Here is a 12,314-nt window from a genome sequence, read left to right as displayed (position 1 = left end):
CTCTCAATATTTGCGAGCACTAATTAAAAACATTCATTGAGAGTTCCCAAGGGCATACCTGGAGGTTCCGTGGCAACATCTGACAAACATTCTTCCCACCCATCCAAAGCGGCACTGGTACTCACGGGGGGAGGTGCTCGGGCGGCTTATCAGGTAGGCGTCCTGAAAGCCATATCAGACCAGTTGCCGGACCTGCACTTTCCCTTCCCCATCATTTGCGGAACATCCGCCGGCGCAATCAATGCGATCGGCCTCGCCGCGACCGGGGATATTTTTCGCCACAGTGTTGAACACCTGGAAGAACTCTGGAGCGAACTGAAAACCGATAAGGTTTACCGCTCAGACTTCTGGGGCATGACCCGGCGCATGGGGTACTTTATTAAGGCAGCACTGGGCGGAGAAGAGCGCGAAATGCCTGCTTCAATGCTGGACAACAGCCCTTTGCGGGAGTTTCTCACAAGCCATATCAACTTCAATCAACTGTCTGACAATATTCGTGAACGCGGTGTTGACGCCGTCTGCATTACGGCCTGCGGCTACCGAAGCGGCCAAAGCATCAGCTTTTTCCAGGGTAAAGACCATATCAGCGGCTGGCACCTGGGGCAGCGGGTGGGCGTCAAAACCATGATGACAATAGAGCATTTGATGGCTTCTTCCGCGATACCCACCATTTTCCCACCGGTCAAAATCAATCGGGAATACTTCGGCGACGGCGTAGTACGCAACATGGCACCGTTGAGCCCTGCGGTACATCTGGGCAGCGATCGTATACTTCTGATAGGTGTCAGCGCCAACCGGGTCATGGCTCCGGTCCGGAAGAAACATGAAAAATTCCCTCCCCTGGCCTACATCATGGAACATATGCTGAACGGCGCCTTTATCGATGTCATAGAGAATGATGTTGATAAGGCATTACTGATCAATCAACTCATCAAGGCTATCCCACCTGCTAATCTGGAAAAATTCGGCATCGATCTGCGCCCGCTGGAGATCCTCAATATTTCCCCCAGTCAACCCATAGATGAACTGGCAGCAGCTCATATCCAAGAACTTCCTGCGACCGTGCGCAAGTTTGTCGGACAGAATAACGATAGTCCGGAAGGCGGGGCCAGCCTGGCAAGCTACCTCCTGTTTGAAGGAGGTTTTATGCGGGATTTGATCAAGTTGGGTTACATGGATGCCCAATCCCATGCCCGCCAGATTGAGAACTTCTTCCGGCCGGACCTGACAGCAGAGAACTGAACTGACACAATACATCCCAGATTTTTTTATTGATGGTCGCTTGGTTTCCAATTAACCCATTGGTCGTCCACCTAATCCATTGATCATCTAACCAATAATAGAAGGCAACTCGTCAGTGTCCGGCAAACCAAGATTTCAACAGGTTAAAGACTTTCTCCTCAGCGGAATTGAAAATCAGCGCTACCCGGTAGGCAGCCGCATTCCCACTGAAATGCAGCTGGCCCAGCAATTCAATGTCAGCCGCATGACCGTCCACAAAGCCATTCGAGATCTGGTCAATGACGGCCATCTGGTACGCTATCAAGGCCAGGGTACCTTTGTCTGCGAATCAAAACCGGTTTCCTCCTTTGCCGACATACGCAATATCGCTGAAGAAATTGCGGAACGTGGCCATCAATACAGCAACCGTATTGTTAAGCTGGAACAGATCAAAGCCTCTTCCCAAGTCGCCACCCAGCTGGGCATTCGTACCGGTTCAGACATCTTCCACAGCCGGATTGTCCATCTGGAAAACGGCATTCCGGTACAACTGGAGGAGCGCTATGTAAACCCCGCGTTTGCTCCGGAGTACCTGGCCCAGGACTACCGGAAGATCACCCCCAATCAATATCTGACTCAAACCAGTCCGGCTTCCGACGCAGAGCATATCATCGAAGCCATCCTGCCTGACGAGCTATGCTGTGAACTACTGGAGATTCAACCTGAAGATCCATGCCTGCGGGTTCATCGACGTACCTGGAGCCAGCAGCATCTTATCAGTAGTGCTTACCTGACCTATCCAGGATCCCGCTACCGTCTGCAATCTGAGAGCCACTTCCGCTGACCAAAGCGCTACATCGCATCTATTGACAAGACTTCCCCCCATCATTGACGAGATTTCCCCCTCAAATTTGTATATACATTTAGAGCAAGACTTCCCACCCCCGACATCTCAACGCTCACTAGCAATATTTTTCAGCAATCTTAGAAATAGCGCTACACATCTGTTTATTAACACTATTCTATATCACCATAAACACGACCTATGAGGTAGACGCAACTTAATAGTTGCAGGCAGTGATTTTTTAAATTTAAATGTATATACATTTGATAATGACAACGATAGAAAGCGGGCACAAATATGCAATGGTGGATCAACGCGAAAGTAGCTTCTTGCCAGCCCCATCCATTGGATGATGAGGCTCATGGCAGCTATGCCATTGGAGTCGCCAAAGGCCATATCCAACAAATCATTCCCATGTCGTCCTGGAAAGCAGGGCGAGCTCAGCAGACCACTGGGGCTGTCTTTGATGTAAAAGGACGCCTGGTTACTCCCGGACTGATCGATTGCCACACCCACCTTGTCTACGCAGGACACCGGGCGGAAGAATTTGAGCAACGTCTAAACGGCGTCAGCTATGCAGAAATTGCCCGGCAAGGAGGCGGAATTCTCTCGACCGTCCGGGCTACACGTGCGGCGTCGTTTGAAGAACTGATGGAAAACTCCACCAACAGATTGATGGCCCTGATGTCTGAGGGGGTCACCACCGTCGAGATCAAATCAGGTTACGGCTTAAATCTGGAAAGCGAGCTAAAAATGCTCAGAGTCGCCCGAGCGCTGGGCGAGAAGTTTCCGGTACGAATCAAAACCACTTTGCTGGCAGCCCATGCCCTGCCAGAAGAATATAAAGGCCGGTCCGATGAATACATCGACTGGGTCTGCCGGGAAGCTATTCCTGCCGCAGCCAAAGAAAATCTCGCCGATGCGGTCGATGTTTTCTGTGAAAGTATTGCCTTCACCACAGAGCAGTGCCGAAAAGTATTTGAGACAGCCGCTCAGTATGACCTGCCGGTGAAAGGACACATGGAACAGCTGACTCTTTCCGGAGGTTCAAAACTGGCCGCGGCCTTCCATGCGCTCTCGGTTGACCATGTGGAATATCTGGATGAAGTCGGTGTCGCCTCCATCGCCGAATCCGGAACCGTCGCCACTCTGTTACCGGGCGCTTTCTATTTCCTGCGTGAACACCAACTTCCCCCGATAGACCTGTTGCGGAGCTATCAGGTGCCCATGGCCCTGGCCAGTGACCTTAATCCCGGTTCGTCACCTCTGGCATCTCTTCGCCTGATGATGAATATGGGCTCCACGCTGTTTGGCCTGACTCCCCAGGAAAACCTGGCCGGTGTCACCCGAAATGCAGCCAAGGCGCTCGGCGAGCAATCATCGCTGGGACAACTGCAGGAAGGGTACGTTGCTGACTTTGTTGTCTGGGATCTACAGCACCCGGCACAGCTCAGTTATCAGTTCGGCACCCAGGACGTTTATCAGCGGGTCTTTAAAGGAGTTGTCAGTAATGACTTTTAATCCAGCCTCTTCTGAAGGATTCAACCAAAAGCTTTGGCAGGGTCGTGTGGATACTGCCGACGGCAAAAATGCCCGTCGCTGGCACCAGATGGTCCAGGCAATGCCCTCCGATGCCGAACCTGCGGTTGCCATTGTAGGCTACCCCTGCGACCTAGGAGTGGCAGCGAATCAGGGCCGAATCGGTGCCGCAGAAGGGCCAAATCAAATTCGGCAGGCATTGGCCAAACTGCCCTGGCACCATACAGGGAAAATCTATGATTCGGGTAATGTCAAAGTACAGCCTACTTTGGAGAGCACCCAAGCTTTATTGGCCGATCAGGTGGCTTATATTCTCCAGCAAAAATGCGCGCCATTGGTTCTGGGCGGAGGTCATGACATTGCCTGGGGGAGTTTTCAGGGTCTACGCACTTTTCTGCTGGAACAAAGCAAACGGACATCAGCCCCTCTGCCCAAAGTCGGCATTCTGAACTTTGATGCTCACTTCGATTTGCGCAGCGACAGCGAAGGGGCAAGCTCGGGAACACCATTTTTTCAAGTAGCCCGTGACTGCGCCGAGCACGGCCTTGAATTTCATTACGCCGCGGTCGGGATTAGCCGCCATTCCAACACCCAAACGTTGTTTGACCGCGCAGAAGAATGGCGGGTGACCTGGATTGCGGATACCGAAGCCGGGATGCATCAGATTGCATCCGCCGCAGACCGCCTCGCCGGTTTTCTCCAGCAAATCGATGCTCTCTATATCACCATCGATATGGACGCCTTTCCTGCGGCCGTAGCCCCGGGAGTCAGTGCCCCAGCCCCACGTGGTATCAGTGTCGAGCTGGTGGAAACACTGCTGGAACAGATTGAAGCAAGCCGGATTCCGGTTCTACTGGCAGAAATCGCCGAATTTAATCCGACTTTTGATATTGACGGCCATACCGCCCGTCTGGCCGCCAGACTGGCAGCCACCCTGGCCGGCATGCTGGAAAACTCCAGAGTTTATGGCTCAGTGACAACCGATGACATCACTGACACGGCCACAACCCATAACAACATCGAAAGCACATCGCTTTCCAACCACGATTGAGGAGGTGACGTTCATGTCCGATTCCAATTCTAGCTCTCATTCCAACTCTAGTTCTAATATCGGCTCACGGTTGGATACCAGCCGTACAATTCGCGCGCCACACGGAACCGAATTGTCCGCAAAATCCTGGCTGACCGAGGCCCCCCTGCGCATGCTGATGAACAACCTGGATCCGGATGTGGCCGAACACCCGAATGCACTGGTGGTTTACGGAGGAATCGGACGGGCCGCCCGTAATTGGGAATGTTATGACAAAATCGTCGAAGTTCTGAAGCGCCTGGAAGAAGACGAGACTCTCCTGGTTCAATCCGGTAAACCTGTCGGTGTATTCAAGACCCACGCCGACGCTCCTCGTGTACTGATTGCCAACTCCAACCTGGTGCCTCACTGGGCCAACTGGGATCACTTTAACGAGTTGGATAAAAAAGGCCTGATGATGTATGGCCAGATGACGGCCGGCTCCTGGATTTATATCGGTTCCCAAGGCATCGTTCAGGGGACCTATGAAACCTTCGGTGCTGTGGCACGCCAGCATTTTGGCGGCAACGCCAAAGGTAAATGGGTGCTGACCGGAGGCCTGGGTGGCATGGGTGGAGCGCAACCTTTGGCAGCAACAATGGCCGGGTTCTGTATGCTGGCCGTAGATTGTGATCAGACTCGCATCGATTTCCGTCTGCGTACCCGTTACCTTGATAAACAGGCAAAGGATCTGGACGAAGCCCTCACCATGATCCATCAGGCGCAAGAGGAAGGCGCAGCGATTTCCATCGGTTTGTGCGCCAACGCCGCGGATGTATTTGCTGAACTGGCAGCCCGAAATATTGTTCCAGATGTGGTCACCGACCAGACCTCTGCCCACGATCCTCTGAACGGCTACCTGCCTCAAGGCTGGACGATGGAGTATGCGGCCGAGAAGCGTCAAACAGACCCACAGGCTGTGGTGAAAGCCGCCAAAAAATCCATGGCCGTACAGGTTCAGGCCATGCTTGATCTGCAAAAAGCAGGCGCAGCGACTCTGGATTACGGTAATAACATTCGCCAGATGGCCTTGGAAGAAGGCGTCAGCAATGCCTTCGATTTCCCTGGCTTTGTCCCGGCCTATATTCGCCCACTATTCTGCGAGGGCATCGGCCCGTTCCGTTGGGCAGCCCTGTCGGGTGACCCGGAAGATATCTATAAAACAGACGCCAAAGTGAAAGAACTGATACCGGACAATCCCCATCTGCATCAGTGGCTCGACATGGCCCGTGAACGTATCGCCTTCCAGGGCCTGCCGGCACGTATTTGCTGGGTGGGACTGAAAGACCGTGCCCGTCTAGGCCTGGCATTCAACGAAATGGTCCGCAACGGCGAATTGAAAGCCCCGGTAGTCATTGGCCGTGACCATCTGGATTCCGGCTCTGTCGCCAGCCCAAATCGTGAGACCGAAAGCATGCTCGATGGATCTGACGCTGTTTCTGACTGGCCATTACTGAATGCGATGCTGAATGTTGCCGGTGGCGCGACCTGGGTTTCACTGCATCATGGTGGTGGCGTTGGTATGGGCTTCAGCCAACACTCTGGGGTGGTCATCGTATGTGACGGCACCGACGCGGCAGAAAAACGGATTGCCCGGGTACTGAGAAACGATCCAGGCACCGGCGTGATGCGCCATGCAGATGCCGGTTATGACATCGCCCGCAACTGCGCTAAAGAAAACGAATTGGATTTACCGATGCTGGACACAGCAACCAAGCACGCAGGAGATGCCTGATATGAACCATAAGATTGTCTTGAACCCAGGCCATCTGACACTTGCAGATTTACGTCGAATCAGCCGCGAGCCGGTCACCCTGTCGTTATCTGAAGACACCTACGCCAATATGGAAAAGTCTGCGGATACCGTCAGTCGGGTCATGCAGGAAGGACGTGTGGTATACGGCATTAACACCGGATTCGGCCTGCTGGCTAACACCCGCATCGCTGAAGAAGAGCTTGAAACCTTGCAGCGCTCTATCGTCCTGTCCCATGCAGCTGGTACCGGCGAGTTCATGAACGACAACACCGTGCGCCTGATGATGGCTCTGAAAATCAACGGATTGGCCCGTGGTTTTTCAGGTGTGCGCAAGGTAGTTGTGGATGCCTTGATCGCACTGGTCAACAAAGGGGTCTATCCTATCGTTCCCAAAAAAGGGTCTGTGGGTGCTTCTGGCGATTTAGCACCATTGGCCCATATGAGCTGTGTTTTACTGGGCGAAGGTCAAGCACGTTATGAAGGTGAGATTATCGACGCCCATACAGCGCTCGATATCGCCGGACTTCAACCGCTGACGTTAGCTCCCAAAGAAGGACTGGCGCTCCTCAATGGAACCCAGGCTTCAACGGCTTTCGCACTGGAAGGCCTGTTCTACGCTGAAGACCTGTTTGCCGCCGGTGCGGTGACCGGAGCGATGAGTGTGGAAGCGGCTCTTGGCAGTCGGGTACCTTTTGATGCCCGCATTCATGAGGTCCGGGGACAACCAGGACAAATCGATGTGGCTGCTCTGTATCGCCACTTGCTGGAAGACAGCTCAGAGATTGCCCGTAGCCACACCAACTGCGGCAAAGTTCAGGACCCCTACTCATTGCGCTGCCAGCCCCAGGTCATGGGTGCTTGTCTGGACCAGATCCGCCACGCATCCAAAGTGCTGGAAATCGAAGCCAATGCAGTATCGGATAACCCGCTGGTGTTCGCCGATGATAATGAAATTCTTTCCGGCGGCAACTTCCATGCAGAGCCGGTCGCCATGGTGGCAGATAATCTGGCTCTGGCAATTGCCGAAATCGGTTCACTGTCTGAACGCCGCATGGCACTGCTGATCGACAGCAACATGTCGAAACTGCCACCGTTTCTGGTGGAAAACGGAGGCGTAAACTCCGGCTTCATGATTGCCCAGGTGACCAGCGCAGCTTTGGCTAGTGAGAACAAGAGCCTGGCGCACCCCGCCAGTGTTGACAGCCTGCCGACCTCTGCCAACCAGGAAGATCATGTCTCCATGGCAACCTATGCCGGCAGACGCCTGTACGATATGGCCGACAACACCCGGGGGATCCTAGCGATCGAGATTCTGGCGGCAGCTCAGGGACTGGACTTCCGTAACCCTCTCAAGTCCTCTCCTCTGGTCGAAAACGCTCGCAAAGCTGTTCGCGGAGTTGTACCGTTCTACGACCACGACCGCTATTTCGGGCCAGATATTGAAAGGGCCAAGGGTCTATTGGAATCTGCCAAGTTGAACGAGTGGATGCCGGAAGACCTTCTTCCAAGCGATCGATAAAAAGTCAGGAATTCCTGACCTTCCAATAAGGGTGAACAAGCTGTTCGCCCTTTTTCTTTTCTCTTATTCTTTTATCCTATTCTTTTCCCCATTTCTGCTCTTTATTGCTTCCTCCGACATCCAGGCCTCCCTCCCGGAATACCCCTTAGGGGATACACCATATTCACACCTATATACCACTGAATATGTATTGGCTCTGACATCCCAGACGGTATTGATGTGAGTCAATTACCTTTTTACTCCACTCACTTAGGCTCCCTGGCGACAAACTCATAGACCTTAAGGATGTTCCAGGTGAGTCATTTCTTGTGCGCAAATCACCTTCATCGATGGATATGTTTCTTTCTGCTGGCCCTGATCTGTGGACAGGCTGCGGCACAAAACGACAAAGGTCTTCAGCGTCTCACCTCTATTTTCCCTGGCTATGACAACCTAACTCCCAGCACATCCGTTCCGTCTGTCAGTCAAATCATGCAGGGCAACAACATTCTGGGTTATGTGTACCAGACTCGTGAGGTTGTCGAAATTCCGGCGTACTCAGGCAAGCCGGTTAATTTGCAAATTATTCTGGACACCAAAGGTACGATAAAGGACGCATTTGTACTTGAGCATCACGAACCCATCCTTCTGGTCGGCATTCCCGAACAAAAGCTATTCGATTTTGCAGCGGCCTACCAGGGCATCAATGCGTCCCAAAGAGTAGTGGTTGGTCGATCAACCGATCCATCCAGCATATCGGTCGATGCCATTACCGGCGCAACAGTCACTGTCATGGTGGTCAATGAGTCCATCATGCGGTCAGCTCATAAAGTAGCTGCCAAGCTCGGCTTAATCGAGCAGGATCTCACCGGTCACAAAGGGCGAAACCGCGCCCGTATCAGAGCAGGACAATTCACAGCGGCGAGCTGGAACAGTCTTACCGGGGACGGCTCAATACGTCGCCTGCACCTGACCAAAGGGGAAGTGGACAAAGCCTTCCAGGGAACAGAGGCAGAGGGTATCGGAGAAGCATCCCCCGACGCCAAAGATCATACGTTTATTGACCTCTACTATGCCTATCTCAATGCTCCCTCGATTGGTCAGAACCTGCTGGGAAAGAATCAGTTTCGGTGGCTGAAGGAGGAGTTGAAACCAGGTGAGCACGCCATAGCCGTCCTGGCCAATGGGGAGTATTCCTTCAAAGGCTCCGGCTATGTTCGCGGAGGAATCTTTGACCGCGTACAAATACGCCAGCACGGAGATCTGATCAGCTTTCGAGACCTGGATTATCAGCGCCTGAGTGATGTTTACGCAGAAGGCATGCCTGACTTTCGGGAAATGGCGATATTTATCGTGCGCCCTCAATACGATTTTGACCCTGGCACTCCCTGGGATCTTGAACTGCTGGTACGTCGCCAGACAGGGCCGGTTGACGGAGTATTTACGAGCTTCTCAGGCTCTTACCAGATTCCTGAAGCTCTTGTGGAAAGGCCTCCCGTGGAAGCATCAACCTCCGAGGCAGATGAACCGGTCTGGATCAGTATCTGGCGTAACAAGAGTCTGCAGATTGGGGTCGTCATCACCAGTCTGGCAATACTAATGACCATTTTGTTCCTGCAGGACTACTTTGTTCGCTTCCCCCGCCTTCTGCACAATATCCGTCGCTTTTACCTGATATATACGGTGGTATTCCTTGGCTGGTACACCCTGGGCCAACTCTCCATCGTGAATGTACTGACCTTTGTACATGCCGTCATGCAGGACTTCCACTGGGAGTTGTTCCTGATCGATCCGGTGATATTTATCCTCTGGACTTTCACCGCCGCCACCATAGTCCTCTGGGGTCGGGGCGTCTTTTGCGGCTGGCTCTGCCCATTCGGAGCTCTGCAGGAACTCATCAATGAGGCAGCCCGCAAGTTCAAGGTTCCGCAGTTCGATTTACCCTTTGGTCTCCATGAGCGTCTGTGGGCGGTGAAGTACATTGTGTTACTCGCGCTGTTCGGCATCTCACTGGAGTCTATGGCAACAGCGGAAAAGTACGCCGAGGTTGAACCTTTCAAAACCTCCATCACTCTCCTGTTCCAACGAGAGTGGTGGTTTGTGTCCTATGCGGCACTACTGCTGTTAATCAATGTGTTTACCCGTAAATTCTACTGCCGCTATGTCTGCCCGTTGGGCGCAGCCCTGGCGATACCGACCAAGTTTCGATTATTCGATTGGCTTAAAAGGCGTAAGGAATGTGGAAATCCATGCCAGCTTTGCGCCGTGGAATGTGAAATTCAAGCCATTCATCCGGATGGCCGCATCAATGCCAATGAATGTCATCACTGCCTGGATTGCCAGATGACTTATCACAACGATCAGAAATGCCCTCCCCTGGTGTTGAAACAAAAACGGCGTCGCAAAAAAGCAGCTTCACAAGACCACGAAATGATTCCTGTAGCACAGCTTGATGACTGACTACGAAACCCGACAGGAGTAATACGTATGAAAAGAGAAGACAACAACGCGCAACCGGATCAGGACAACCCCACCGGCCTCAGCCGGCGTATGTTCCTCGGCGCTACGGCAGTAACAAGCGTCACCGCCATGACAGGATTAGGTTCTTCGGTGATGACACCTGAATCCTGGGCGGCAGCGGTTAAATCCGCCCAGCAGAACGCCGTGGTAGAACCCGGTGAACTGGACGAATACTACGGTTTCTGGAGCGGCGGCCATTCAGGCGAGGTCCGGGTTCTCGGAGTGCCCTCCATGCGGGAGCTGATGCGAATTCCGGTATTCAACGTTGACTCTGCCAGTGGCTGGGGCCTGACCAATGAAAGCAAGCAGGTGCTGGGCGAATCCTCAAAATATTCCAACGGTGACTGCCACCACCCCCATGTTTCCATGACTGACGGGCAGTACGACGGCAAATATCTTTTCATCAACGATAAAGCCAATACCCGTGTCGCCCGTATTCGCCTGGATATTATGAAATGCGACCGGATTACCAGTATTCCCAATGTACAGGCGATCCATGGTTTGCGACTGCAAAAAGTGCCTCGTACCAAGTACGTTTTCTGTAATGCTGAATTTGTCATTCCCCAGCCGAATGACGGCACCAACATGGAAAACCTGGATAACCATTACACGATGTTCAATGCCGTCGACGCGGACACGATGGAAGTGGCGTGGCAAGTCATTGTGGATGGCAACCTGGATAATACCGACGCCGATTACACCGGCAAATATGTCGCCTCCACCTGCTATAACTCTGAAAAAGGGCTGCTGCTGGCGGATACCATGCGTAACGAAAGAGATTGGGTCGTCGTCTTTAATGTTCACAGGATTGAAGCGGCAGTAAAAGCCGGGAAATTCAAAACCATCGGGGACTCCAAAGTACCGGTTGTTGACGGCAGACACGGGTCAGAATTGACTCGCTATATCCCGGTTCCGAAAAACCCGCACGGTCTTAACACTTCACCTGACGGAAAATATTTCGTTGCCAACGGCAAGCTTTCCCCTACCGTCTCCATTATCGCGATCGACAAGCTCGACGATCTGTTTGCCGGTAAGCTGCAGAATGAGCGGGATGTTATCGCCGCCGAGCCGGAACTCGGTCTTGGACCTCTGCATACCACCTTTGATGGTCGCGGCTTCGCTTATACCACCCTGTTTATTGATAGCCAGATTGCCAAGTGGAACATTGCCGAGGCCATTCGCGCCTATAACGGGGAGAAGGTTAATTACATCAAACAAAAACTGGATGTGCAGTATCAACCCGGCCATAACCATGCCAGCCTGGCGGAGTCCAAGGATGCCGACGGCAAATGGCTGGTGGCGTTATGTAAGTTCTCCAAAGATCGCTTCCTTCCAACCGGCCCACTGCATCCTGAAAACGATCAGCTCATCGATATTTCCGGCGATGAGATGGTATTGGTACATGATGGTCCGACCTATGCCGAACCCCATGACTGTATCCTGGTCAGGCGCGATCAGATCCGGCCAAGGAAAATATGGCAGCGGGATGATCCGTTCTTTGCCTCAGCGGTTGCCCAGGCCAAGAAGGACGGGGTCAATCTGGATGCTGACAATAAAATTATTCGCGATGGAAACAAAGTTCGCGTCTATATGACCTCAGTAGCCCCCACCTATGGCATCACCGAGTTTCGCGTCAAACAAGGCGATGAGGTCACCGTATATATTACCAATCAGGACATGGTGGAAGATGTCACCCACGGATTCTGCATGGTCAATCACGGTGTCAGCATGGAGATCAGTCCACAGCAGACCTCTTCGGTGACCTTTATCGCAGACAAACCCGGAGTGCACTGGTACTACTGCAACTGGTTCTGCCATGCATTGCATATGGAAATGCGTGGCCGAATGATCGTCGACAAGGCCTGAG

The 12,314-nt window shown here is 52.8% G+C and carries 8 protein-coding genes; all 8 read left to right on the top strand.

The window, feature by feature from the left end:
- Nucleotides 1-69 precede the first annotated feature (69 nt).
- The 8 genes from BTA51_RS20625 to nosZ all read left to right on the top strand — a co-directional run bounded on the left by BTA51_RS20625 (nucleotide 70) and on the right by nosZ (nucleotide 12,313).
- Nucleotides 70-1,242, top strand: coding sequence for a patatin-like phospholipase family protein (locus BTA51_RS20625; RefSeq protein WP_246841115.1), 1,173 nt, complete (start codon nucleotides 70-72; stop codon nucleotides 1,240-1,242).
- Between the two features lie 115 nt (nucleotides 1,243-1,357).
- Nucleotides 1,358-2,065 carry a histidine utilization repressor gene (gene hutC / locus BTA51_RS20620; RefSeq protein WP_094710773.1) on the top strand — a complete coding sequence of 236 codons (708 nt, stop codon included), beginning with the start codon at nucleotides 1,358-1,360 and terminating at the stop codon, nucleotides 2,063-2,065.
- 297 nt (nucleotides 2,066-2,362) lie between these two features.
- Nucleotides 2,363-3,586, top strand: a complete 1,224-nt coding sequence (hutI, locus tag BTA51_RS20615) for an imidazolonepropionase (protein ID WP_094710771.1) — start codon at nucleotides 2,363-2,365, stop codon at nucleotides 3,584-3,586.
- Nucleotides 3,576-4,655 (top strand): formimidoylglutamase, encoded by a 1,080-nt coding sequence (hutG, locus tag BTA51_RS20610; RefSeq protein WP_094710769.1) that lies wholly within the window; start codon nucleotides 3,576-3,578, stop codon nucleotides 4,653-4,655. The genes hutI and hutG overlap by 11 nt, the downstream gene beginning before the upstream one ends.
- Before the next feature lie 13 nt (nucleotides 4,656-4,668).
- A complete protein-coding gene (hutU, locus tag BTA51_RS20605) occupies nucleotides 4,669-6,408 on the top strand; it encodes a urocanate hydratase (protein ID WP_094710767.1) in 1,740 nt (579 codons plus the stop codon).
- Between the two features lies 1 nt (nucleotide 6,409).
- Nucleotides 6,410-7,948 (top strand): histidine ammonia-lyase, encoded by a 1,539-nt coding sequence (hutH, locus tag BTA51_RS20600; protein WP_094710765.1) that lies wholly within the window; start codon nucleotides 6,410-6,412, stop codon nucleotides 7,946-7,948.
- A 294-nt stretch (nucleotides 7,949-8,242) separates the two neighbouring features.
- Nucleotides 8,243-10,387 carry a transcriptional regulator NosR gene (gene nosR / locus BTA51_RS20590; protein ID WP_246841114.1) on the top strand — a complete coding sequence of 715 codons (2,145 nt, stop codon included), beginning with the start codon at nucleotides 8,243-8,245 and terminating at the stop codon, nucleotides 10,385-10,387.
- A 27-nt stretch (nucleotides 10,388-10,414) separates the two neighbouring features.
- Complete coding sequence (gene nosZ / locus BTA51_RS20585; RefSeq protein ID WP_094710759.1) at nucleotides 10,415-12,313, top strand: TAT-dependent nitrous-oxide reductase; 1,899 nt, start codon at nucleotides 10,415-10,417, stop codon at nucleotides 12,311-12,313.
- Nucleotide 12,314: the final 1 nt, after the last annotated feature.

This window comes from Hahella sp. CCB-MM4 (assembly GCF_002260525.1).
GTDB lineage: Bacteria > Pseudomonadota > Gammaproteobacteria > Pseudomonadales > Oleiphilaceae > Hahella.
The sequence above is the reverse complement of the archived record's forward strand: the minus strand, read 5'-3'. Positions and strand labels throughout refer to the sequence as shown.